This is a genomic window from Flavobacterium celericrescens (assembly GCF_011392075.1).
Classification (GTDB): domain Bacteria; phylum Bacteroidota; class Bacteroidia; order Flavobacteriales; family Flavobacteriaceae; genus Flavobacterium; species Flavobacterium celericrescens.
This window is the reverse complement of the sequence record NZ_JAAJBV010000003.1, coordinates 86,584-111,945: the sequence shown is the minus strand read 5'-3', so window position 1 is coordinate 111,945 and position 25,362 is coordinate 86,584. Positions and strand designations below refer to the sequence as shown.

22 protein-coding genes are annotated in these 25,362 nt (G+C 34.2%); 15 read left to right on the top strand and 7 right to left on the bottom strand.

The genetic code is table 11. The features are described from left to right. Window positions 1–21: 21 nt before the first annotated feature. The gene (pheT, locus tag G4L40_RS05295) at window positions 22–2,451 is read right to left on the bottom strand and encodes a phenylalanine--tRNA ligase subunit beta (protein WP_166236113.1); all 2,430 of its coding nucleotides are present in this window, start codon (window positions 2,449–2,451) and stop codon (window positions 22–24) included. 378 nt (window positions 2,452–2,829) lie between these two features. On the opposite strand from pheT, the gene G4L40_RS05290 reads away from it, so the two are divergent. Both G4L40_RS05290 and G4L40_RS05285 read left to right on the top strand, forming a co-directional pair. Further along, window positions 2,830–4,335, top strand: coding sequence for an aldehyde dehydrogenase family protein (locus G4L40_RS05290; RefSeq protein WP_166236112.1), 1,506 nt, complete (start codon window positions 2,830–2,832; stop codon window positions 4,333–4,335). A 262-nt stretch (window positions 4,336–4,597) separates the two neighbouring features. Next, window positions 4,598–4,978 (top strand): DUF779 domain-containing protein, encoded by a 381-nt coding sequence (locus G4L40_RS05285; protein ID WP_166236111.1) that lies wholly within the window; start codon window positions 4,598–4,600, stop codon window positions 4,976–4,978. A gap of 49 nt (window positions 4,979–5,027) precedes the next feature. Here G4L40_RS05285 and G4L40_RS05280 read toward each other — a convergent pair whose 3' ends face one another. Then, window positions 5,028–5,951 carry an AraC family transcriptional regulator gene (locus G4L40_RS05280; protein WP_207785331.1) on the bottom strand — a complete coding sequence of 308 codons (924 nt, stop codon included), beginning with the start codon at window positions 5,949–5,951 and terminating at the stop codon, window positions 5,028–5,030. 512 nt (window positions 5,952–6,463) lie between these two features. Here G4L40_RS05280 and G4L40_RS05275 point away from each other — a divergent pair. From G4L40_RS05275 to kdpA, 5 genes are all read left to right on the top strand, one after another. Then, complete coding sequence (locus G4L40_RS05275; protein WP_166236110.1) at window positions 6,464–7,801, top strand: sigma-54-dependent transcriptional regulator; 1,338 nt, start codon at window positions 6,464–6,466, stop codon at window positions 7,799–7,801. Between the two features lie 15 nt (window positions 7,802–7,816). Further along, window positions 7,817–8,866 (top strand): DUF389 domain-containing protein, encoded by a 1,050-nt coding sequence (locus tag G4L40_RS05270; RefSeq protein ID WP_166236109.1) that lies wholly within the window; start codon window positions 7,817–7,819, stop codon window positions 8,864–8,866. Window positions 8,867–9,030: 164 nt separating this feature from the next. Further along, complete coding sequence (locus tag G4L40_RS05265) at window positions 9,031–9,312, top strand: DUF7674 family protein (RefSeq protein ID WP_166236108.1); 282 nt, start codon at window positions 9,031–9,033, stop codon at window positions 9,310–9,312. 112 nt (window positions 9,313–9,424) lie between these two features. Next, window positions 9,425–9,502 (top strand): K(+)-transporting ATPase subunit F, encoded by a 78-nt coding sequence (kdpF, locus tag G4L40_RS05260; RefSeq protein ID WP_091314114.1) that lies wholly within the window; start codon window positions 9,425–9,427, stop codon window positions 9,500–9,502. Window positions 9,503–9,624: 122 nt separating this feature from the next. Next, on the top strand, window positions 9,625–11,346 hold the full coding sequence (gene kdpA / locus G4L40_RS05255) for a potassium-transporting ATPase subunit KdpA (protein ID WP_166236107.1): 1,722 nt from the start codon (window positions 9,625–9,627) through the stop codon (window positions 11,344–11,346). 107 nt (window positions 11,347–11,453) lie between these two features. Here kdpA and G4L40_RS05250 read toward each other — a convergent pair whose 3' ends face one another. After that, a complete protein-coding gene (locus G4L40_RS05250) occupies window positions 11,454–11,792 on the bottom strand; it encodes a four helix bundle protein (protein WP_166236106.1) in 339 nt (112 codons plus the stop codon). 83 nt (window positions 11,793–11,875) lie between these two features. On the opposite strand from G4L40_RS05250, the gene kdpB reads away from it, so the two are divergent. The 6 genes from kdpB to G4L40_RS05220 all read left to right on the top strand — a co-directional run bounded on the left by kdpB (window position 11,876) and on the right by G4L40_RS05220 (window position 19,564). Beyond that, a complete protein-coding gene (gene kdpB, locus G4L40_RS05245; protein WP_166236105.1) occupies window positions 11,876–13,948 on the top strand; it encodes a potassium-transporting ATPase subunit KdpB in 2,073 nt (690 codons plus the stop codon). Between the two features lie 318 nt (window positions 13,949–14,266). Continuing rightward, window positions 14,267–14,821: a K(+)-transporting ATPase subunit C gene (locus G4L40_RS05240; protein ID WP_166236104.1), complete on the top strand. Its 555-nt coding sequence runs from the start codon at window positions 14,267–14,269 to the stop codon at window positions 14,819–14,821. 8 nt (window positions 14,822–14,829) lie between these two features. Next, window positions 14,830–15,912, top strand: coding sequence for a porin (locus G4L40_RS05235; RefSeq protein WP_166236103.1), 1,083 nt, complete (start codon window positions 14,830–14,832; stop codon window positions 15,910–15,912). Window positions 15,913–16,013: 101 nt separating this feature from the next. After that, window positions 16,014–17,141 carry a sensor protein KdpD gene (locus tag G4L40_RS05230; RefSeq protein WP_166236102.1) on the top strand — a complete coding sequence of 376 codons (1,128 nt, stop codon included), beginning with the start codon at window positions 16,014–16,016 and terminating at the stop codon, window positions 17,139–17,141. A 149-nt stretch (window positions 17,142–17,290) separates the two neighbouring features. Next, window positions 17,291–19,009: a sensor histidine kinase gene (locus G4L40_RS05225; RefSeq protein ID WP_166236101.1), complete on the top strand. Its 1,719-nt coding sequence runs from the start codon at window positions 17,291–17,293 to the stop codon at window positions 19,007–19,009. Between the two features lie 402 nt (window positions 19,010–19,411). Continuing rightward, complete coding sequence (locus G4L40_RS05220) at window positions 19,412–19,564, top strand: hypothetical protein (RefSeq protein WP_166236100.1); 153 nt, start codon at window positions 19,412–19,414, stop codon at window positions 19,562–19,564. A 479-nt stretch (window positions 19,565–20,043) separates the two neighbouring features. Here the strand turns inward: G4L40_RS05220 and G4L40_RS05215 are convergent, their stop codons facing one another. Beyond that, a complete protein-coding gene (locus tag G4L40_RS05215; protein WP_166236099.1) occupies window positions 20,044–20,328 on the bottom strand; it encodes a hypothetical protein in 285 nt (94 codons plus the stop codon). A 121-nt stretch (window positions 20,329–20,449) separates the two neighbouring features. Next, window positions 20,450–22,033 (bottom strand): hypothetical protein, encoded by a 1,584-nt coding sequence (locus tag G4L40_RS05210; protein WP_166236098.1) that lies wholly within the window; start codon window positions 22,031–22,033, stop codon window positions 20,450–20,452. Between the two features lie 411 nt (window positions 22,034–22,444). On the opposite strand from G4L40_RS05210, the gene G4L40_RS05205 reads away from it, so the two are divergent. Together G4L40_RS05205 and G4L40_RS05200 are read left to right on the top strand one after the other, a co-directional pair. Further along, on the top strand, window positions 22,445–22,867 hold the full coding sequence (locus tag G4L40_RS05205; RefSeq protein ID WP_166236097.1) for a hypothetical protein: 423 nt from the start codon (window positions 22,445–22,447) through the stop codon (window positions 22,865–22,867). A gap of 238 nt (window positions 22,868–23,105) precedes the next feature. Continuing rightward, a complete protein-coding gene (locus tag G4L40_RS05200) occupies window positions 23,106–23,549 on the top strand; it encodes a hypothetical protein (protein ID WP_166236096.1) in 444 nt (147 codons plus the stop codon). A gap of 88 nt (window positions 23,550–23,637) precedes the next feature. On the opposite strand, the gene G4L40_RS05195 is transcribed toward G4L40_RS05200, so the two are convergent. After that, window positions 23,638–24,279, bottom strand: a complete 642-nt coding sequence (locus G4L40_RS05195; RefSeq protein ID WP_166236095.1) for a DUF6266 family protein — start codon at window positions 24,277–24,279, stop codon at window positions 23,638–23,640. Window positions 24,280–24,911: 632 nt separating this feature from the next. Next, window positions 24,912–25,187 carry a helix-turn-helix domain-containing protein gene (locus tag G4L40_RS05190; protein WP_166236094.1) on the bottom strand — a complete coding sequence of 92 codons (276 nt, stop codon included), beginning with the start codon at window positions 25,185–25,187 and terminating at the stop codon, window positions 24,912–24,914. Between the last annotated feature and the right edge of the window lie 175 nt (window positions 25,188–25,362).

Here is a 25,362-nt window from a genome sequence, read left to right as displayed (position 1 = left end):
CTAATCACTCTTCACTGACCACTATCTCAAGCTCGCGCCTAATTGACTTTCAAAATTACTTTGCAACTTGCTCATGATTTTATCAATCTGAGTGTCGGTTAGTGTTTTGGAATCGTCTTGTAAGATGAAACTTACGGCGTATGATTTCTTACCTTCTGGCAAGTTATTCCCTTGGTATACGTCGAATAAATTCACGTCTTTTAGTAAGCCTTTTTCAGTTTGTTTTGCGATGTTGAAGATTTGTTCAAATTGTATATTTTCATCAACTAACAATGCAAAATCACGTCTTACTTCTGGGTATTTTGGAATATCGGTAAACTTGATTTTGTTGGATACATATTTTTGAATTTTCCCCCAGTTAAAATCAGCATACAATACTTCTTGTTTGATGTCAAAGTGTTTTAAAATAGATTTCTTTACGGTACCAAATTCCACAATGATTTCTTTACCAACGGCTAATGCCAATCCTTCTGCAAAAACATCATTTTCAAAAGGCAATGCAGTTATCTTTTTGTCTAATCCTAAACGGGTTAAAACACTCATAACATACCCTTTAAACCAGAAGAAATCAGATTTCTCTTGTGGTTTAGTCCATGTTTCAGTGTATCTATTTCCTGTTGCAGTCAAAGTCAAATGTTTTTCTTCATCATAAGAAGCTGGTAATTTGTGGTAAGTTTTCCCAAATTCAAAGAATTTCAAATCACTTCTTTTTCTGTTGATGTTGAAAGAAACGGCTTCTAATGCCGAAAACAATAACGACTGGCGCATGGCTGATAAATCATTGCTCAACGGATTCAACATTAAAACATTAAACTCCGCTTTTAATTTTTCGGATAATTTAACGTAATCTGGTGTTGTTAATGAATTGGCCATCATTTCATTAAAGCCTAATGAGCACAACTGATCTGCAATAATATTTTGTACATTGAATTCTTCTGTGCGTAATGCGTTTGAAATCGTAGCATTTAATTTTGCTGGAATTTTCACATTGTTGTATCCATACACGCGTAGTATTTCTTCAATAACATCAATTTCTCTTGTAACATCCACACGATACGACGGAATGATTAATCCTAAACCAGCATCAGAAATAGAGATTACCTTAATATCTAACGAAGCCAATATTTTTTTAATAGTTTCTGGTTTGATTTCTTCACCAATAATTCTATTTACTTTATTGAAATGGATGAAAACGCTAAAATCTTCAATCTTTTTAGGATAAATATCTATTATATCTGAAGTGATTTCACCGCCAGCAACTTCTTGTATAAGTACTGCTGCACGTTTTAAAGCATATTCTGTAATGGTTGGGTCAATTCCTCTTTCAAAACGGAATGATGCATCAGTACTCAAGGTATGTCTTTTCGCTGTTTTTCTAACTGACACGGGATTAAAGTAAGCACTTTCTAAAAAGATAGCTTGTGTGCTTTCTGAAACACCTGAAGTTTTTCCACCAAAAACACCTGCAATACACATCGGACCGCTTTCATCACAAATCATCAAATCTTCTTCGTGTAGTGTGCGTTCAACATCGTCTAGGGTAGTGAATTTTGTGCCAGCGGCAACAGTTTTTACAATTACTTTATTCCCTTTTATTTGTGCTGCATCAAAAGCGTGTAAGGGTTGACCTAATTCATGCAATACATAATTAGTAACATCCACCACATTGTTTTTTGGCGTTAATCCAATGGCTTTTAATCGGTTTTGTAACCAGCTTGGTGAAGGTTTTACAGTAATACCAGAAATAGTTACCCCACAATATCTAGGAGCTAGTTTTTCATTTTCAACCTTAACATCGATTTTTAAAATGCGCTTTTCTACTTTGAATTTACTTACCGATGGGGTTATTAATTCAGAAATTGTTCCTTTTTGTGATAAACCTGCACGTAAGTCGCGCGCTACTCCCATGTGTGACATAGCGTCGGCGCGGTTAGGCGTTAAACCAATTTCAAATACTTCATCACATTCAATATTGAATACTTTTGAAGCAGGTGTACCTACTTTTAAATCTTCTGCTAATATCATAATCCCGTCATGACTTTCGCCTAAGCCTAATTCGTCTTCTGCACATATCATTCCGTGGCTTTCTTGACCGCGAATTTTTCCTTTTTTAATTTCGAATGCGTTACCTTCTTTATCATATAATTTTGTGCCAATAGTAGCCACAGGTACTTTTTGACCAGCAGCCACATTTGGAGCGCCACAAACAATTTGAACAGGCGCATTACCATCGCCTAAATCAACAGTAGTTATTTTTAATTTATCGGCATCTGGATGTTTTTCACAACTTAGAACTTGTCCAACCACCACACCTTGTAATCCTCCTTTTAAACTTTCAAAGGCATCAACACCCTCAACTTCTAAACCTAAGTCGGTTAGAATATCAGCAATTTCTTCAGATTTTAATTCCGTTTTTATAAATTGTTTTAACCAATTGTAAGATATACGCATTTTTGTATCGAATTTTAAAAAAAGCAAAGATACTTCATAAAATTAGAATTTAGAAATTAGAATTTAGAATTTTTGAACAAGTTGTTAGTATTAGTGTTCAGTGTTCAGTAATCAGTGTTCAGTAATCAGTGTTCGGTGTTCAGTAATCAGTAATCAGTGTTCAGTGTTCAGTAATCAGTGTTCTTTTCTCTTTTTTCTTTTCTCTTTTCTCTTCTTTACCAATCCAACAAATAATTAAGCATTAAATTATTATTTATATAATTTTTTGCTTATAAAATTTTGGTACTATCAATTTTGTGCTATTAAATGCAAAAAAAGTGCTATTTTAAGATTGATATTGAAGCTACTTTTGAATAACAAACCTAAACATTTAAAATTATGAGTAATTTAGTTCAAAGACCTCAATTAAAAGAGAAGTATGATAATTACATCAACGGAAAGTGGACTGCGCCTTCAACGGGGCAATATTTTGAAGTGCTTTCTCCTGTAGATGGTAAATTAATGGCTAAGGCAGCACATTCTGCTAAAATGGATATTGAAATGGCTGTAAATGCAGCAGATGAAGCGTTCAAAAGCTTTAGTCAAACATCGGCTACTGAACGTAGTATTATGTTGAATAAAATTGCAGATCGTATAGAGGCAAACTTAGCTCACATTGCGGCAGTTGAAACAATGGATAATGGAAAGGCAATTCGTGAAACGATGGCTGCAGATATTCCATTGGCTATTGACCATTTTAGATATTTTGCAAGTGTAATTCGTGCTGAAGAAGGTTCGATTACTGAATTAGATAAAGATACAGTTTCTATCATCATGCACGAACCAATTGGAGTGATTGCACAAATTATTCCTTGGAACTTCCCAATCTTAATGGCGGTATGGAAATTAGCTCCAGCGCTTGCAGCAGGAAACTGTGTGGTATTAAAACCAGCAGAGAGTACTCCAATTTCAATTATGGTTTTAATGGAAATCATTGGGGATTTAATTCCAGCAGGGGTAGTGAATGTTGTAAACGGATTTGGTGCAGAATTAGGAAGAACTTTAGTAACGAATCCTAAAGTAGCTAAAGCAGCGTTTACAGGTTCAACAGCTACAGGTAGAATGGTAATGCAATATGCAACCGAAAATATTATCCCAGTAACGTTAGAATTAGGAGGTAAATCACCAAATATTTTCTTTCCATCTGTAATGGATGCTGATGATGAATTCTTAGACAAAGCATTGGAAGGTGTCGCTCTTTTTGCCCTAAATCAAGGAGAAGTTTGTACGTGTCCGTCTAGATTGTTAATCCACGAATCTATTTACGATCGTTTTATAGAAAAAGTATTGGCTCGTGTTAATGCTATTAAAATGGGGAACCCATTAGACCCAACCGTAATGATGGGAGCTCAAGCTTCTCAAATTCAAAAAGACAAAATTCTTTCGTACATCAAATTAGGAAAAGAAGAAGGAGCTGAATTATTATGTGGTGGTGATGTAAATCATTTAGGTGGTGACTTAGAGGGTGGTTATTATATCCAACCAACATTGTTTAAAGGACATAATAAAATGCGTATTTTCCAAGAAGAAATCTTTGGACCGGTATTGGCTGTAACGACTTTCAAAACCACTGAAGAAGCTATCGAAATCGCAAACGATACGATGTATGGGTTAGGAGCAGGTGTGTGGACACGTGACGCTCACGAATTATACCAAGTACCTAGAGCAATTCAAGCAGGTCGTGTTTGGGTAAATCAATACCATGCCTATCCAGCGGGTGCGCCATTTGGAGGATACAAACAATCGGGTATAGGTAGAGAAAACCATAAAATGATGTTAGACCATTACCGTCAAACCAAAAACATGTTGATTTCTTACAACAAAAACAAATTAGGTTTCTTTTAGTAGATGATTGATGAACCCAGTGTAATGCTGGGTTTGTTTTTTTAGCACGCGGATGAAACGGGTTTGCTGTGCAAAGCGCTGGTGGTAGCGGATTTTCATTTTTTGGAACACGTTTACTTAGCACGCGGATGATACGGGTTTGTTTACGCAAAGCGGTGGTGGTGACGGATTTTTATTTTTAGGAACACGGATTTGAGAAATTTTAGGAATTTTTATAATCTTTAATGAATGTGTTGTTGTGTTTATTGTTTAAATTTAAAATATGGAAAAAGTAAAACGATTAGATGCCACACAGCAGGCATTGGATTTATTGGACATGCTAGCCGAAAAGTTTGGCGATTTGATGTTGTATCAAGCGGGTGGGTGTTGTGAGGGAACCCAACCCCAATGTTTTGAAAAAGGTGGGTTTTATTTACGCTACGGCGATGTATGTATCGGAGCGATAAAAGGATTTGAGTTTTGGGTAGACAAAGATCTATTTGAATATTGGAAACATGCCCATTTTACGTTAGATGTAACCGATGGCATAGGAGCAGGCGGTTTTTCATTAGAAACCCCTTACGGAAAAACATTCAAAGTAAATTACAGATTATTTACCGAAGAAGAAGCTCAAAACCTAGAAGAAATTAAGTTGAATGAGTAATACTCTTTACTAATCACTCTTTACTAATCACTCTTTACTAATCACTCTTTTACCCATTATAATTCATCAACTGATACTGCTTTGGTGTAACACCTTCGTATTTTTTGAACAATCGGATGAAGTAATTGCAATCTTCAAAGCCAGTGGCATAGGATACTTCGGACACGTTGATGTTGGGATTGCTTAGTAGTTTTTTGGCGTATTTTATTTTTTCATTCAAGATAAACTCTATAGGGCTCATGCCTAATTCTCGTTTGAAATAGCGGTAAAAAGAAGTCGTACTCATACAAGCTTTGTCGCTCAATTCTTTGAGATTGATGTTTTCTCTAATGTTACTTTTGATAAATGCAATAGCAGGTGTAATCGGACTGTTGCTGTCAATGTATTTATCGCTCTCAAAACGCTTGGTGGTCTGCGTTTGAATGATTCTAATGATTAACTCTTGTAGGGTTAAATCCGCAATAGCGTCTTTGGTAATGGAATTTCCCATACATTCTTTAATCAGCTTGTTTATGGTGCCTGCCAATTCAACGTTGTTGTAAAAGAAATAGTTTTCGTGATCCAATTTCCACAAGTTACTTTTGCCTTCTTTTGGGTATTTTTCATTAAGAAAATCCAATGTATTGGTAATGATATTATTGTCAATTGCCAAAGCAATACACTGTGTAGGATTGTCTTTTGAAGCTTCAGGAAAATCAATTTTCATTTCGGCATTCGACGGCACAATTACGGTTTCGCCCGGAAGGTATTCAAAACTTGGGTCTTCAAACAAATGCATGACTTTTTTTCCTCGTAACATGCTGGTTACAACCAAATCATTAAACTTTAAAGGAACTAAATCTGATTTTTGATAGGTCTCAAAAATGTTTAATTCGCAGTGGTCTAACGAGAATATGGTGCGGTTTTCCACCAAAGTTTTTAATGACTTTTCATGGGTAAGGGCAGGCTTGTGTAATAAGGTTTTAATCGACATTGCTCTTGTGTAAGATTTTACTAAAGTATTAAAAAAAAGTAATATGGATGTATGATGGACATTTTTTTTGCATGCGGATGATACGGGTTTGCTGTGCAAAGCGCTGGTGGTAGCGGATTTTTATTTTGGGAACACGGATTTGGGAAATGTGAGAAATCTTTAAAATCTTAAATAGACTTAAATTAGCTTAGCGTTGCACTTATTTTACTTTCACTTATATGACTTATATGTTTCAATAAATTAGCACGCGGATGAAACGGATTTGCTGCGCAAAGCGCTGGTGGTTGCGGATTTTCATTTTTTGGAACACGGATTTTGGAAATGTGAGAAATCTTTACAATCTATGTGGGAAAATCTCAAAGAAATATATTAGCCTGATTGTTATTTTGGACTTGTTAAATATCGAATGCAATGTTTTTTGTTGCTTAAAGGCAAAAGGTTTGGTAATTGACTAACTTTGTAAATAGATTAAAAAATATAGCTAATTTTGCATAAATAAATTTAAGAACCTTTTGAAAAATATAGTAATCATTGACGATGAAGATAAACTTCGAGGTTTGCTTTCTAGAATTGTAAAAGCTGAAGGTTTTGAAGTGTTAGAAGCAGCTGATTTAAAATCGGGTTTCAAGAAGTTAGAACACAACGATGTAGATGTGGTACTTTGTGATGTTAAGCTGCCTGATGGTAATGGTGTTGATTTTCTTCAAAAAATTAAGGCTAGTTTTCCACTTACTGAAGTAATATTGTTAACTGCCTATGGCAATATTGCAGATGGTGTTCAAGCTATGAAAAATGGTGCTTTTGATTATATTGTAAAAGGGGATGACAACGATAAAATTATTCCGTTACTGTATAAAGCATTTGAAAAAGTGCAACTACAAAAGAAAGTAAAACAACTCGAAAAGCGAATTGCTGACAAGTACTCTTTTGAAACCATCATTGGAAAATCTAAAGCAATAGAACAAGTTATTGATTTGGCTAAAAAAGTGGCTAAAACCAATTCAACAGTATTGTTAACTGGAGAAACTGGTACTGGAAAAGAAGTTTTTGCACAAGCTATCCACGAAAATAGTACACACGCCAATAAGTCATTTGTAGCGTTAAATTGTAGTACATTCAGTAAGGAAATTTTGGAGAGTGAATTATTCGGGCACAAGCAAGGAGCGTTTACAGGGGCTATCAAGGATAAAAAAGGGTTTATTGAAGAAGCGAATGGAGGTACGTTGTTTTTAGATGAAATAGGAGAAATGCCTCTAGAATTGCAAGCAAAATTACTTCGTGTTTTAGAAACCAATGAGTTTATTCCAATTGGAGATACAACACCCAAAAAATCCAATTTCCGTTTAATTGCGGCTACTAACAGAGATTTGAAGCAAGAAAGTGAGGCGCATCGTTTTCGTTCTGATTTGTATTTTAGACTAAATATTTTTGAAATCAATATTCCTCCATTGAGAGAACGGGTTAAAGATGTGGCGCCTTTGGTGCATTTTTTTGTAGATAAATTTTCTTCCGCCATTAATAAAAAAGCAATGCGAGTGGATGATAATTTTAGACATAAGTTAGAAGCTTATCATTGGCCAGGTAATGTACGCGAACTCAAAAATGTAATTGAAAGAGCTGTTATTTTAGCCAATGAAGATGTTTTAACGGTTGATGTTTTGCCTTATGAAATCCAACAACAATCAGATCATACGGTCAAATCAATGTCGGCATTTTCTATGAGTAGTGTAGAAAAATTGCACATTCAAAAAGTTTTAAATTATACAAAAGGGAATAAAGCCGAAACCGCTCGGTTACTTGAAATTGGTATTGCTACTTTGTATCGAAAAATTGAAGAATATAATTTATAAGTTATCTAAAATAATATGACAAGTAAGTTAGCTGTAGTAAAAAGATATATCCGAACCATTGTAAACTTAAAAACTGATCAAGAAGCGGAACAAATCACGTATGATGAAATAAAAACAGGAGCCCTTTTTAAAGGTACTAACCTGTGGATTATGGCATTTGCTATTTTTATTTCATGTATTGGTTTAAATATCAATTCCAAAGCCGCAGTTATTGGAGCAATGATAATTTCGCCTCTAATGGGACCAATTTTTGGCATTGGATTTTCATTAGGAACATTAGATAGCTATTTATTACAATTGAGTTTAAGAAATGTTTTTCGAATAGTAATCATTTCAATTTTATGTGCTACATTATATTATGTGCTTTCTCCTTATCATATTGCAACAGCTGAATTGTTGTCTTTTTCCAAGCCAACAATTTTTGATATCTTTTTAGCTTTCATCGGTGGAATGGCAGGAATGATAGCCATTTCTCGCCATGATGGCAATAGAGTTTTAGTTGGAATCGCAGTTGCAACTGCTTGTATTCCGCCATTATGTACTGCTGGTTATGGTATAGCTACATTGCAATGGGAATATATTTTAGGAGGCTTGTACACATATTTTATCAATGCTCTTTTTATTTGTTTGGGTTGTTATTTGATTACTCGCTATTTGAAGTTTTCTACATTTTCAGAAAATAAAATCAAACATATTAATAGCTATTTTGGCGTACTTGCTTTTATTGCAATTATACCGGCGCTTTATTTAGCATATAACCTATGGACTGTTAATGTTTATACCGATAGGGTTAACTATTTTATTGCGCATGAAATTGAAAAATCGCACCACGTTATCCACACGTCAATAGATGCCGAGGCAAAAAAGATAATTGTTGATGTAGTGGTTGATGAATATGAAGACAATCTATCTAAAAAAATAATATTACAACTTAAAAAATATGGCTTGGAAGGTACTAAAATTGAAGTATTCCAAAGTTTAAAAGCAATCAATAACCGTTCTGAGATTGAAGCGTTGCAATTGCAGCTAAATGCGCTCAAGAAAGAGCTACAGCAATTGAAATAAAAACTACTTATTTTGATAAAAGCCTATCATTTTGATAGGCTTTTTTATTGGCTTCATTTCTTAAAATAATATTTATTTAGTTGTTTTATAAGGTGTTAGGTGTTTGTTTTTGTTTGTGGAACACCTTTTGGCATAAGCGATGAAGAACTAATAATTTCATCAGTATGAGAAATAAAATGAATACCATTTACAAACAGGCCGAACGCTTTGCCGCAATCACAAACAAAGCTATTATTTCCGGAAACATTGTAAGAGCCAAAAAACTCTTGAATAAAGCAGAATCCCTTTTAGAAACCGGCAGCCATGAAACTAAAGAAGTAATTGCAACAGTTTATGTTTATACGGTTTCAACCTTTATGGAAATACAACATTGTAGTATATCAAATTTATTCCCAAAAGGTTTAATGGCAGAATATATTAAGCAAATTAATGCTAGTTCAGTATAATAATAACCCTAAAATTAAATATATGTTAAGCACTATTCTTTTACTTGCATTGGGTGTTTTACTCTTTGCAATCTGTTTTAAATCCGTCGAATTTTTTGAAAAAGTATAAATTATGATAGCACTATTTATTGTCGCGTTAGCTGTATTTGGCTACTTGGTTTATGTCTTAATTAAACCTGAAAAATTTTAAAAATGAACAAGTCTAAATTGAAACAAATGATCCTCTTGATATTCGTTTGGTTGTTTGTTATAGCCATGACTTATCTCGTTTATTATAAAATTAAAATATTTATTAAATAACAAATCTTTATTATGAACACAGAAATTTTTGGTGTTGTAGCGGTTTTTCTTCTAACCATAGTTTTGGCAATCCCTGTTGGAAAATACATTGCAAAAGTATATTTAGGTGATAAAACATTTTTAGACCCAATATTTAATCCCATTGAACGCTTTATTTTCAAAATAAGTGGTATCAATGACAAAGAAGAAATGAATTGGAAACAACACCTAAAAGCACTTTTGAGTGTTAATTTAGGATGGTTTATACTTTGCTTTTTTGTCCTACTTTTTCAAGGAAATTTACCATTAAACCCTGATGGAAACCCTTCAATGAGCCCCGATTTAGCCTTTAATACTGCTATTTCATTTGTGGTCAATTGCAATTTACAACATTACTCAGGGGAAACAGGTTTATCGTATTTGGGACAATTAATGTTAATGTTCTTGCAATTTGTATCAGCTGGTGTTGGAATGGCAGCTGCTGCTATGGTTTTCAATGCGATGAAAGAAAGAACCACCGAGCATTTGGGTAATTTCTACAATTATTTCATCAAAAGTTGTACGCGTATTTTATTACCATTGTCTGCAATTGTTGCTGTAATATTAATTTTCAGCGGAACACCAATGACATTTGAAGGAAAAGATTCCATTACAACCTTACAAGGCGACACGGTTGAAGTTTCTCGCGGACCTGCTGCAGCATTTATTGGAATCAAACATATTGGTACTAATGGAGGAGGTTTCTTTGGAGTGAATTCAGCACATCCATTTGAAAATCCAACTTATTTTACTAATGCTGTCGAACTTTGGGCCCAATTGATTATTCCATTGGCAATGATATTTGCATTAGGTTTTTACCTTAAAAAACGTAAGCTTTCCTATGTAGTTTTTGGTGTAATGACTATTGGATTTTTACTCTTGGTCATTCCAACAATTAGCTCTGAATTAAGCGGAAATCCGGCCATTGCTAAGATGGGAATTACTCAAGCAACAGGATCAATGGAAGGGAAGGAAGTACGCTTCGGACCCGCTATTTCAGGTTTTTGGAGCATTGCAACAACAGTAATTTCTACAGGTTCTGTCAATAGTATGCACGACAGTTCTATGGCAATGTCTGGCGCAATGCAGTTATTATCCATGATGGTCAATGCCTTTTATGGTGGTTGTGGTGTGGGATGGTTGAACTTTTATGTTTTCATTATTCTAGCTGTTTTCATTTCCGGTTTAATGGTCGGTAGAACGCCTGAATTTTTAGGTAAGAAAATTGAAGCACGAGAAGTAAAAATTGCCGCTTTTATTGCCATTCTTCATCCTTTATTAATTTTATCTGGAACTGCGTTAGCTTCTTATTTTGCGGCGAATGATACCGCAATGGGATATTGGTTCAGTGGCAATGCTACAGGTTGGCTAAACAATCCAGGTAATCACGGATTTTCTGAAATGCTTTATGAGTTTACCTCAAGTGCTGCCAACAACGGTTCAGGTTTTGAAGGCTTAGGGGATAATAATCCATTTTGGAATATAACAACAGGTATTGTATTGCTTTTGGGAAGATTTCTACCAATAATTGGACCGCTTGCCATTGCAGGATTATTAGCTAATAAAAAATACATTCCAGAAAGTGCTGGAACTTTAAAAACGGATACAACTATTTTTGGTGTTATGGTTTTTGCAGTAATTGCAATTATAGCAGCTTTATCTTTCTTCCCAGCATTAGCTTTAGGTCCATTAGCAGAATATTTCTCTTTGAGGTGAGATGTTAAATGTGAGATGTAAAAAGTAAAAAGTAAAAAGTAAAAAGTTCAAGGCTATTTATAACTTACAATTCATATCTCACATTTCACAACTTACGTTCAAGATTTTTAATTAATCCATATATAAGTTTTCCTAATGATGTCTAATTTTTCAATTAATTGTTCACATTCTTTTTCGTTGATAAAATCTAATTCTTTACTTAATAAGATTAATGTATCAAGTTCAGATAATGAGCCTAATGAAATATGTAAAAAATGGATAAATTCTTTTGTGCCTTTTCTAGCAGCTCCTTCGGCAATGTTTGCGGGAACAGAAATAGAAGCTCTTCTTATTTGTGAGGTTAATCCAAATTTTTCATCAGATGGAAATCGATTTGTAATTAAATATATTTCTTTAACAAATTCAAAACTTTTAATCCAAGAATTTAATTTTTTATGAGGTTTCATATTTTGAATAAATTAAAATATCAAATATATTCAAAAGCAAGACATTTCACATTTTACAAATAACATTTTATTTACTAAAAAAAATGACTAAAAATAAATCCAATTCATTATTTGAAAGTAAGCAAGTAAAAGAAGCTTTAGTGCAATCTTTTGTAAAGCTTAACCCAAAAGTAATGTTCAAAAATCCAGTAATGTTTACTGTAGAAATTGGAACTGCCATTATGTTCATTGTGTGTATTGCCATTTTAATGGGAGCACAAAATCAAGGTAGTTTTACTTATAATTTCATTGTATTCATCATACTATTCTTAACCCTTTTGTTTGCCAATTTTGCAGAAGCAATCGCAGAAGCAAGAGGAAAAGCACAAGCCGATAGCTTAAGAAAAACAAGAGAAGAAACACCAGCTAAAAAAATCAGTGCTGTTGGAAAAATTAGCCCTTCTGAAATCGAAATGATTTCTTCTTCTCAACTTAAAAAAGGAGATATGTTCTTTTGTGAGGCAGGTGATGTGATTCCAACCGATGGTGAAATCATTGAAGGTTTAGCAACTATTGATGAAAGTGCGATTACTGGAGAAAGTGCACCAGTTATTCGTGAAGCTGGTGGTGATAAAAGCTCTGTTACAGGCGGAACCAAAGTATTAAGCGACAGAATCACGGTAAAAGTAACTACCGAACCTGGCGAAAGTTTCCTTGATAAAATGATTGCTTTAGTAGAAGGTGCAAGCCGTCAAAAAACACCTAATGAGATTGCCTTAACTATTTTATTAGCTGCTTTTACCTTAATCTTCGTAATCGTTTGTGTAACACTAAAACCTTTTGCAGATTATGCAAATGCACCAATCACTATTGCGGCCTTTATTTCTCTTTTTGTATGTTTAATCCCAACTACTATTGGTGGTTTATTATCAGCTATTGGTATTGCAGGAATGGACAGAGCATTGAGAGCTAACGTAATTACCAAATCAGGTAAAGCGGTTGAAACAGCAGGCGATATTGATGTTTTACTTTTAGATAAAACAGGAACCATCACTATTGGAAACAGAAAAGCGACTAATTTTTATCCAACCAATGGTGTTTCAAAAGAAGAGTTTATTCAGTCAGCGGTTTTAAGTTCTTTGGCAGATGATACTCCAGAAGGAAAAAGTATTCTTGAGCTAAGTGAAATGTTAGATGTAAAAGGGGAAATGAAAGCAAACATTTCACATCTCACATCTCACATCTTACAAACAATAAAATTTACAGCCGAAACCAGAACTTCAGGTGTAGTTTTAAAAGATGGCACTAACATTAGAAAAGGGGCTCAAGATGCTGCTAAAAATATTTCGGAACAAGCAGGATACAAATTCCCAGAAGATACGGCTAAACAAGTCATTGAAATTTCTTCAAATGGAGGAACTCCTTTAGTAGTAATCAAAAATAGCCAAGTGCAAGGAGTTATCGAATTGCAAGACATCATCAAAACCGGAATGAAAGAACGTTTTGATCGTTTGCGTAAAATGGGCGTTAAAACCGTTATGGTTACAGGTGATAATCCTTTAACAGCCAAATTCATTGCCGAAAAAGCAGGTGTAGATGATTTTATTGCAGAAGCGAAACCTGAAGATAAAATGAACTACATCAAAAACGAACAGCAAAACGGGAAATTGGTAGCGATGATGGGTGATGGTACTAATGATGCTCCGGCATTAGCGCAAGCCGATGTTGGTGTAGCAATGAACAGTGGCACACAAGCGGCTAAAGAAGCAGGAAATATGGTCGATTTAGATAATGACCCAACTAAGTTAATTGAAATTGTAGAAATTGGAAAACAATTGTTGATGACGAGAGGAACGCTTACCACTTTCTCAATTGCAAATGATGTAGCTAAATATTTTGCTATTGTTCCGGCTCTTTTTATTGCATCTATTCCAGCGTTACAAGGTTTGAATATTATGCACTTACATAGTCCTGAAAGTGCCATTTTATCAGCGGTTATTTTCAATGCTATTATTATTCCAATACTAATTCCGTTGGCATTACGTGGTGTAGATTACAAACCTATTGGAGCAAGTGCTATTCTAAAAAGAAACCTTTTAATCTATGGTTTAGGAGGGATTATTATACCGTTTATTGGGATTAAAATGATTGATTTAGTAGTAGCAATGTTCTTTTAATTATGTGAGAAGTGAGAAGTGAGAAGTAAAAAGTAAAGAGTGAGAAGTGAGAAGTGAGAAGTGAAAAGTGAGAAGTGAAAAGTGAGAAGTGAAAAGTGAGAAGTGAAAAGTGAAAAGTGAAAAGTGAGAAGTGAAAAGTGAGAAGTGAAAAGTGAAAAGTGAGAAGTGAAAAGTATTAAGTTGTTCAATGTTTTACATCTCACAACTCACAACTCACATCTCACATCTCACAACTTACAACTCACAACTCACATCTCACATCTCACATCTCACAACTCACAACTCACAACTCACATTTCACATTAAAAATATAAAAAAATGAAAAATATAATATCAATAATAAAGTTTACTGTTTTAATAGTAATTTTGTTTGCAGTAGTTTACCCTTTAGCTATGTTAGGTATAGCACAATTGGCTCCCAACCAAGGTAAAGGCGAAACCATTTCGGTAAATGGTAAAGTAGTTGGTTATCAAAAAATAGGTCAAAAATTTGATAAAGCCAACTATTTTTGGGGTCGTCCTTCAGCAGCTGATTATAATGCAGCGGGTAGTGCGGGAAGTAACAAAGGACCAAGTAATGCTGATTATTTGGCACAAGTTCAAAAAAGAATAGACACTTTTTTACTAGTACATCCGTACTTGAAAAAAGCAGACATTCCTTCTGATATGGTAACAGCATCGGGTAGTGGATTAGACCCTAATATTTCACCACAAGGGGCTTTAATTCAGGTAAAAAGAGTAGCTGATGCTAGAAAATTATCGGAAGAAAAAGTAAAACAATTAGTAGAAAAAATGAGTAACAAACCAACAGTGATGGGAACAGCAACCGTAAATGTTTTAGAACTGAACATTGCTTTAGATCAATTGAAATAAGAGTAATAATGAAAAAAATAGTATATACCGCTTTAATAGCTTTTGCAGGCACAATTGCAAACGCACAAGAAGTAGCACAAGAAACCAACCCATTTACATTTTCAGGGTATATTGACACGTATTATAGTTATGATTTTGGGAATCCAGAAAATCATACCCGACCTGGCTTTATGTATAGCTACAACAAACACAATGAAGCAACTTTAAATCTTGGCTATGTAAAAGCTAATTATGCCAAAGGAATTGTTAGAGGTAATTTTGCTCTTATGGCAGGAACTTATGCACAATATAATTTAGCAGCCGAACAAGATTTGATGAAAAATATTTTTGAGGCAAACATTGGAGTTAAAGTTTCAAAAACAGCGAATCTATGGGTTGACGCTGGAATTATGCCTTCACATATCGGTTTTGAAAGTGCAGTTGGAAAAGATTGCATGAACTTAACCCGAAGTATTTTGGCCGAAAACTCACCTTATTACGAAGCAGGTGTAAAATTAGGGTATACTTCTAAATCTGAAAAATGGTACTTGGCGGCTATGTACTTAAACGGTTGGCAACGTATTCAGAGGGTTGATGGCAATCAAACACCTGCTTTTGGTACACAAGTTACTTATAAACCATCTGGAAAAGCAACATTGAATTGGAGCACTTTTGTAGGGAATGAACAACCCGATACGGATAGAAAATGGCGTTATTTCAATAACTTCTATGGCCAATTTAAAGTTTCTGAAAAAACCAATTTAGTAGCTGGTTTTGACATAGGTGTACAACAAACAGCTAACGGAAGTAGCGATTATGATACTTGGTATTCACCTGTGCTTATTGCGCAATACAAACCTACTGCTAAAATACAATTGGCAGCGAGAGGCGAATATTATCAAGATAAAAGCGGGGTAATTATTGCAACAGGAACACCTAATGGCTTCAAAACTTTTGGGTATTCGGCAAACTTTGATTACTTCGTTGCAGATAATGTGTTATTTAGAATAGAAGCACGCTCATTGAATAGTAAAGATGAAATTTTCTTAAAAGATAATACGCCTACTACTGGTAATTTCTTTATTACAACAGCGATGGCTATTTCTTTCTAAAATTGTAAGATGTGAAATGTGAGTTGTAAGACGAAATCTCACATTTCACATCTCACTTCTCACATTTCACATTTCACACCTCACATTTTACATTTCACATTATGGATGCTGAAAAAGAAAAAAACGTAAAACATTTCTTAGACCTAATTCAAAAATCAAGAAAAGGGAAATTCAAGGTGTATATTGGCATGAGTGCTGGTGTAGGGAAAACCTATCGCATGTTGCAAGAAGCACATACACTTTTAAAAAAGGGGATTGATGTTAAAATAGGCTATATTGAAACCCACAACCGCAAAGAAACCCATGACTTGTTGGCAGGACTTCCTGTGATTCCACGTAGGACGCTTTTTTATAAAGGAAAAGAACTGGAGGAAATGGATGTGCAAGCCATTATCAATTTACGCCCCGAAATTGTAATTGTTGACGAATTAGCCCATACGAACATTGAAGGTAGTAAAAACGAAAAGCGTTGGCAAGATGTTTTGGAAATCTTAGAAGCGGGTATTAATGTAATTTCGGCGGTAAATATCCAGCATATTGAGAGTTTAAATCAAAATGTGAAGCAAATTACCAATGTGGATGTGCAAGAGCGTGTACCTGATAATGTGTTGCGATTGGCGGATGAGGTGGTGAATATTGATTTGACTTCAGATGAATTGATTACTCGACTAAAAGAAGGTAAAATTTATACACCAGATAAAATTGAAACGGCATTAAACAATTTTTTTAAATCCGATCAAATTCTTCAATTGCGCGAATTGGCTTTAAAAGAAGTAGCAAGCCAAGTGGTTCGAAAGGTAGAAAATGAAGTCCCTAAAAACACAGCTTTACGTCATGAAAAACTACTAGCATGTATCAGTAGCAACGACAAAACGGCTAAAAAAGTAATTCGAAAAGCGGCACGATTGGCTAGTTATTACAACAGCATTTGGTATGTGTTGTATGTGGAAACACCTAAAGAAAGTAGCGATAAGATTGCATTGGACAAACAACGCCACTTAATCAATAATTTTAAAATGGCTACCGAATTAGGTGCAGAAATCATCAAAGTGCAAAGCCCAAAAATAACAGATGCCATTCTAGATGTTGTCGCTCAAAAAGATATCACCACAGTGTGTATCGGGAAACCGCACTTAAATTTATTTAAAGTAATTTTGTCTTCTAATGTGTTTAATAAATTATTGAATAACCTTTCTTCTTCTAATATTGATCTTGTGATTTTATCTTAGGTGTGAGATGTGAGAAGTGAGATGTGAGAAGTGAGATGTGAGAAGTGAGATGTGAGAAGTGAGAAGTGGGATGTGAGAAGTGAGATGTGATAGGTAATGGGGAGATTAAAGTTTCCTTTTGCGTTTCACGGCTAAATAATTCAGAAAAAATGCGAATAAAAACCAAATTAAATCTAGGCGTAGGATTATTATTTTTACTAATAATAATCCTTTCGCTATTGAGTGCTTTTTATATTCACTCAATTAAAAAAGATACGCAGAATATACTTAAGGCCAATTATGAAACGCTGGAATATTCTCGAAACATGCTTTTGGCGTTGGATGCAATCAATAAAGACAAACCCCAAGCGGTTGCTATGTTTGAGGTTAATTTAAACAAGCAGTTGCGAAATATTACTGAATTTGGCGAAGACAATGCCACGTATGAATTGCGCGATAACTTTCGGTTCCTGAAAGCCAATTCGCTGTCGGATAGTATTGTGTCTCAAATGCACCAAAACATTTTTGAGATTATGAAGCTCAATATGGATGCCATCAAACAGAAAAGTGATGTGGCCAAAAAAACAGCTGAAACTGCTAACTTTTGGGTCATTCTTATTGGGGTATTTTGTTTTCTTATTGCGTTTAATTTATTGGTGAGTTTGCCTAACAACATCGCAAATCCTATAAAAGAACTCACGTCTAGTATTCAAGAAATTGCCAATAAAAATTATTCTGAACGGGTACACTTTTTAGACCATAATGAGTTTGGCGATTTGGCTCGTTCGTTCAATACCATGGCACAAAAATTAGAAGAATACCACAGTAGTAATTTGTACAAACTTTCGTTTGAGAAAAAGCGATTAGAAACCTTAATCAACAACATGCATGATCCGATTATTGGTTTGGATAATCAAGATATGATTTTGTTTGTAAATGATGAGGCCTTAAAAATTATTGGATTAAAACAGGAGGAGGTAATTGGTAAATCGGCTGTGCATTTGGCTTTGGAAAACGATTTAATACGTACTTTGTTAGTCAATACAACTAGTTTTCAAAAGGCATTACCCATCAAAATTTTTGCCGATGGGAGAGAGAGTTATTTTGAAAAAGAAAGGGTCAACATTACCATAACACCAACAGGTGAAGATAAAACCATCACTATTGGTCATGTGATTATCTTGCGCAACATCACTATTTTTAAAGAATTGGATTTTGCAAAAACAAATTTCATTGCTACTGTTTCGCATGAATTAAAAACCCCTATTTCTGCTATTAAATTGAGTTTGCAACTATTAGAGAACAAAGAAACGGGTACGATTAATGAGGAACAAAAGCAGTTGATTGAAAGCATAAAAGAAGATAGCCAACGTTTATTAAAAATTACGGGGGAATTATTGGATATTTCGCAATTAGAAACGGGCAATATTCATTTGAGTATTGAGAAAAGCAATCCGTATCAAATAGTTGAATATGCCGTTGATGCCGTAAAAGTTCAAACAGAACAGAAACTGATATCCATACACATTGATGCCGAAGCAAATCTTCCAATGGTGAAAGCGGATGCTGAAAAAACGGGTTGGGTTTTGATAAATTTTTTAACCAATGCAATTACCTATTCACCTATTCAAAGTAAAATAATCGTCAAGTTAAAGGCCGATAATGAGCAAGTGATTTTTCAGGTTCAGGATTATGGCAAAGGCATCGATAAGCGTTATCAATCAAAAGTTTTTGATAAGTATTTCCAAATTCCAGGTAGTAACAAATCGGGTACAGGTTTGGGCTTGGCAATTAGTAAGGAGTTTATTGAAGCTCAGAATGGTACGATTGCTGTTACAAGTGAATTGGGATTAGGGAGTACTTTTAGTATTGGGTTGAATAGTGTATAGTGGGGCGTTGCACTTGGATGGTGACGGATTTTTATTTTTGGGAACACGGATTTGGGAAATGTGAGAAATCTTTAAAATCTTAAATGGACTTAAATCAACGTAGCGTTGCACTTATTTCACCATCACTTATATGACTTATATGTTTAAATGATTTAGCACGCGGATGAAACGGGTTTGCTGCGCAAAGCGCTGGTGGTGGCGGATTTTTAATGGGGATGGTGTTGAGGGCGTTGCACTTGGTGGTGGCGGATTTTTATTTTTTTGGAACATAGATTGAAGGAATTTTAGAAATCTTTAAAATCTTAAATGGACTTAAATTAGCTTAGCGTTGCACTTATTTTACTTTCACTTATATGACTTATATGTTTAAATAATTTAGCACGCGGATGAAACGGGTTTGCTTTGCAAAGCGCTGGTGGTGACGGATTTTTGATGTGGATGGTGTTGAGGGCGTTGCACTTGGATGGTGGCGGATTTTCATTTTTAGGAACACAGATTGAAGGAATTTTAGAAATTTCTAAAATCTATATGGAAAATCTAAAAGAAATATATTGACACGATTGTCACCCTGAGCTTGTCGAAGGCTAATGGAAAGGGATTTTTCAGGTTTCAGGTTTTTGGAACACAGATTGAAGGAATTTTAGAAATTTCTAAAATCTATATGGAAAATCTAAAAGAAATATATTGACATGATTGTCATCCTGAGCTTGTCGAAGGCTAATGGAAATGAATTTTTCAGGTTTCAAGTTTCAAGTTTCAGGTTTTAGGTTTTAGGTTTGGAACACAGATTTGAGGAATTGAAGTAATTTTTAAAAGCTATAGGGGAAATCTTAGAGAAATATATTGACATGATTGTCATCCTGAGCTTGTCGAAGGCTAATGAAAAGGAATTTAAATATTGTATTTAGCTTCAGGTTTTTGGAACACAGATTGAAGGAATTTTAGAAATTTTTAAAAGCTATGAGGTGAGGAAACTTTGAAAATGTATTACCTCGTTTGTCATAATGATTTTGTTGGAATGTTGCAGATAAAAGCTACGTTATAATTTTAAATTTTCCAGTGAAGGAAAAACCTTGGAATGTGGCAGTGTAATACACAATTTTGTTACTGATACGATCTATTTTTACGGTCATGTAATCTCCAATTTTATAAGGGGTGTTTGGAACAGTAATTTCAGTTATTGTTGCTTTGTATTCACACTCGTTAATCCATTCTAGATCGGATTTGATGTAATTTTTACCGCCATCTATGTATTCAACAAATTTAGGACCTTTGATGATGATATACGTTGTGGTGTTATCTATTTCAAAGTATTGCAATTTGCAATCTTTGAGTACTGTACAATTTGTTTTTTCATGCGTTTGTGAAAAGGTGTTTAGGGAAGTAATCACTAATAAAAAAAGAAGGAGTATTTTGAAAGGTTTCATATGTTGCATTTAATTAATAGGTGTTTTCTTTTATTTTTTTCTTGTTCTTTACCAATTCGGAAAGCAATTCTTCATCGACAGCTTCTTTTTTTGCATAATCTATTGCGTTAACTGCCATTGCTAATGCTTTCTCTTTTTCGCCAAAAAAATAATATAGTTTGGATAAAGTAGCAAAGCTTTCATATTTTTTCTCATCAATCGGTAAGCATGTTTCTAGCCAATAAATGGCTTTTTGAATTTTATCTTTCTCTTTGGAATGGTTTAATATAAAGGTTGCAGAGATATTAGCTAAAGCAACAAATTCACTTTTATAATTTTCCCATTGTAATGCGTCATTACTCTCTTTTTCTAGATTGTAATATTTGTCTAAGTTTGTGATTAAATTGGTGGAACCATTTGCGTATTTGGCAAAATAATGGTCATAATTTTTTAGGAATTCTGTTATTTCATCGGTAAAACTCAAAGAATAAATAAAGTAACTTTCAATTATCGTATTCTCTTCATAGTTAGCCATTAATTTATGGAAATAGTTTATGGCTTTTTGGACTGATTCATTACTTGGTTGATTGTCTTTGTCCATAGTTTCTCTTAGAGGTATCATGATGCTGTAAATCAGACTGTGTTCATTCATATACAAATAGTCATAATCCGCTCTTGTTTTAGTTACAATTTCGTCATAGTTATTGAATAGGTAGGCTAGTGCTACAAAGTCATCCTCCCGTAATAATTTATTCGATTCGTTAAAAAGTGCTTTGCTAAAGCCTTGTCTGGAAAGTTCGTTAATAATAGCACTAATGATTCGATTGTCAAGGGTGCTTTCTTTGGCAAGAATTTCAATTGTATTTTTCCATCGTTGTATAACCAGTTCTTTACTGGCTTTTAGTTGATATCCTTGCTCGGCTTCGTCTAAATAATTATAATAATTCAATGTTTCTTCAGTTTCTTCGTCTGCCATAATGAAATCACCTGTTTCCCAATGGTTGATGTCGGAGGCTATGAGAAAAGCATTTTTCATGTCTTTAATACTTGTGTTTTCAGCAGTAAATAATTTGTCGCAAGTCACTAATTTATTAGCGTTAATCAAATCCTTGTATAAGGTGTCCCATTCGTAGAATTCCATTTCAGCGGCTACGGGTCTTTCTAAATAATATAAACAATCTCCAGAGGCATTGTAATAGGCAATACTAGCATTCATTTGCTTTTTAAAAGTATTGGTGTATGCTTTGTCTGTATTTTTGATAAAGCAGAATTCAAATCGATCAAACTCTTTTTCATAGCCATAATACATGTGACGCTGTGTATCAAGCACATAGTTGCCTACATAATGTAGGTAGTTGTTATATGTTTCTATATTTGGTGCATCATACACTACAATTAGGAATTTTTTTGGTTCATTTTTAATGGTGTTTAGTGCCTCATTAAAATTCCTGTCGTGTTTGATTGTAACTACATAATCGGGTTGGTAGGTATTGTTTTCCTCTGTAAGGATGATTCGTGTGGTGTCTTGAAAGACTTCTTTGTAGGTGAGGTGTCCTTTTTCTTGACTGAAGCTGTTGTAGCTGCTAAGGACTATTAGTGCAATAAAAAATTTCATCATGGGTTGGTGCTGTTTTATAACATGCTATACTTTACAAATATATTTAAAATTTTGATAAGGTATTGTCTTTGTCGGCATGCAGATGGTGGAGTGAGAGGTGAGAAGTGAGAAGAGCCAAGTAAAAAGAGCCAAGTAAAAAGAGCCAAGTAAAAAGAGCCAAGTAAAAAGAGCCAAGTAAAAAGAGCCAAGTAAAAAGAGCCAAGTAAAAAGAGCCAAGTAAAAAGTGAAGAGGGAAAAGGTAGAAGTGAGAAGGGAGAAGTGAGAAGGGAGAAGTGGTAATATGAGTTTTTATTTTGGGCGGCTATTATTTTAGTGATATAATTTTTAGTTGGGAGTGGGTTTCGTTTTCTTTAGTTTGCTTATTGCTTTTTTCTTTATATTTGGTTGTTATTATATTTAATTCCTTTTAGTATGAAGAAGATTATTTTTTTATTAGTAGTTACGTTGAGTTTAAATTCATTTACGTCTCTTGAAAAGCCTACATTTAATATTGTGGGTAAATGGAGAGGTGATGATAAAAAAGAAATTGGTTATATTGTTTTTCAGGCTGATGGGTATGCCTATTTTGAAGATAGCAAAGGGAATAAAATGGGAGGGAAAGATTTTGTTGAGAATGGTAAAAAAGCTAATATGACCTACAAGTTTGATGACTCTGAGGCGTTAATGAAAATAGATATTATTGTTAAAATTGTAGGAGAAAAACATAGTAATTCTTTACTAGGTATTGCTCAAAAAATAGATGATGATTCGTTTAAATTGTGTTTAGGCTATGAGAATGTTAGACCAAAAACATTTAAAAAAGAAGAAACAATTGTTTTTACTCGCGTTCAATAATTTTTGAATGGTGGCTTCGAGTGCCTCAGCCACCATCTAGATATTCACAATAATCAATTTTCATCAGAATTACTGTAACCGTTGCCTGAGGCACTCGAAGGTAATGGTTTCGGTGGTTTCGAGTGCCTCAATATTAGGTATTTCAATAGCGAATCTTTATCAGTAGTACGTGTTAGTAACAAGCCTACAACAAAAATAGCTCCTAAATAAAAATTGTAAAAAGAGGAAAATTAAAAAGATGGAAACAGAAGAAATAAAAGAAAAATTTGAAGCAGAATTAAAATGGGGTAGTTATTATTTTTTATATTCTATCATCCTATCATTAGCATTTTCGTTATTTCAACTATTTATTCTAAATCAAAGCCGTGATAACCTATATGTTTTAATTTTCTTTAACTTACTTCTTTTGATTTATGTATCACGAAAATGTATTCACGAAAAAAGATACATAAAAAACGTCACTTTCATTTCTAAACTAATCATAATTTTAAAAATATTTTCCATAAACTATTTGTTCATTTCTTTAATAGGACTAAACAATGGTGATTTCTTACTACCCAAAAGAGAATTTGAAATTCAAGAAACGGAAAAAAGTTTAAATGAAACGGAAAGTAATTTATTAAATGATTTAATAAACTTTGTAAAAAAAACTCAACAATTAAAAACGCAGAATAATTTATAAAAAATGTTACTTATAAACAAAAACTCCTTACCAATCGGTAAAGAGTTTTGTTTCTTAGTGGCTTGAACACTGAACTAAGAAGAGGTGTTTAGGCAATCGTAACTTCTCCTAAGTAAAGACTTGTAGCAAAGCTTTTGTCATCAGCTGTTACAAAGGTAGCCCACACTTGAACAGGCAATCCACTCAAAAAAGCAGGTACACTAAAATTTGCCGTTTCATCACCACGTTCACCTGAGTTTAGGCTGTACAAACTAGTGTTTGTGGTTTCTTCGTAGATAACTAAGACCAATTTGTCTGTTGCCAAAGCTTCTCCTTGTCCACTGTTGTTGGTCCAGTTGATATCGATGCTTTGCCCTGTTCCAGGGGTTGCAGCTACATCGTCAAACCCTGTTAAATCGCCACGGCTTATTTGTACTTTTTGATAATCCCATATAAAATCAGGATCCATATAATTAAGCGCGTTTTTCATGTGATACGACATGGCTTGATTTCTACGGGTTTTGGTTCCGGTGTCATTTCCATAATACCGCTTTAACACGGGACTTAACGGACGTAAAAATTCCGTAACCTTTGTAAATTTCAAGCGTTGTAATTCTTGTGTTGCGGTAGCTACACGATTACTTTTTTTAGGTAAACTGCGCATTACCTCTTTTCCTCGCCATGTGGCGCCTACTACTGGACCCACTTTCCCTGAAAATGCTCCTAGGATTCCTTTGTTATAAGTTCCCATTTTGTAAATAAAAAATTTTGAATTAATAAATAACCTTTGTTTTTGAAGCGCGCATTCAAAGAACAGAGCAAAGCTAAAGCGTGTTTTTGTTTTGTACAAGTGGCTGAATTATAACAACTTAATTTGGTTTATTTCAACTATAAATTACATGTTTTAAAGGCGATTGATTAGGATTGACATGAGCTGATTGCTTGTGCCTAAAGTAGATAGGTTTTGACTGGTTTTGACCGGTCTTGACTATTTTTAACTAGTTTGACTAGTTTTTATAGGGGTTTTGTTCGGGTTTCGTTCGGGTCTTGTTCGGATGAGCTGGCTAAAAAGAAGGTTTTTTGCGAAGAAAGGTGGGAGGAATGTGGAAGAAGGAAGTTAGAAGTTAGAAGTTAGAAGTGAATAGTGAAAAGTGAATAGTGAAAAGTGAATAGTGAGATGTGAATAGTGAGAGGTGAGATGTGAGAAGTGAGATGTGAATAGTGAAAAGTGAATAGTGAGAAGTGAGAAGTGAATAGTGATAAGGGTGTAGTGTGGGAAGGGGTGCTACTTATTGGTGGTGTTGCTTTGACAAGGGGGTGCTGCAACTGTGCTATTGAAAAGAATTAGTAGGTTAACTAATGCGCCTGAGCCGGCAAAAAAGTCTACATTAAATCGCTGTTGTGGATTTTTTTGAATAGTGATTTTGTAAAGAAACTTTTTGGATAGAGGTAGCGTCCTCCTAACTTGGTGTAAGGAATGATGTGGTTTTTGCGGTAGCGGTATAGCGTACTATCACTAATTTTAAATTTTATTTTTATTTCTGACCCATCTAACCATACTTCCTGATGTGTTACTTGGTGTTGTAATAAATTGATGGTTTGTTCCATCTCGGCTACTTTCGATTGTAGTAGGGTTACTTCGTTGTTTTCTTGCTTCATGGCGATTATTATTTTTCTGATTACAAATATCGGAAATATCTTAGAGGTTTGCTAAGTAAATTTTCAACAGAAAACAGTTGAAATTAATTTATAAAATTTATAAGTTATTGATTATCATCGGTTATATTATTGATAAGTTGTTAGTTATTGGTTAATATCTCAATCGAAAAAGACG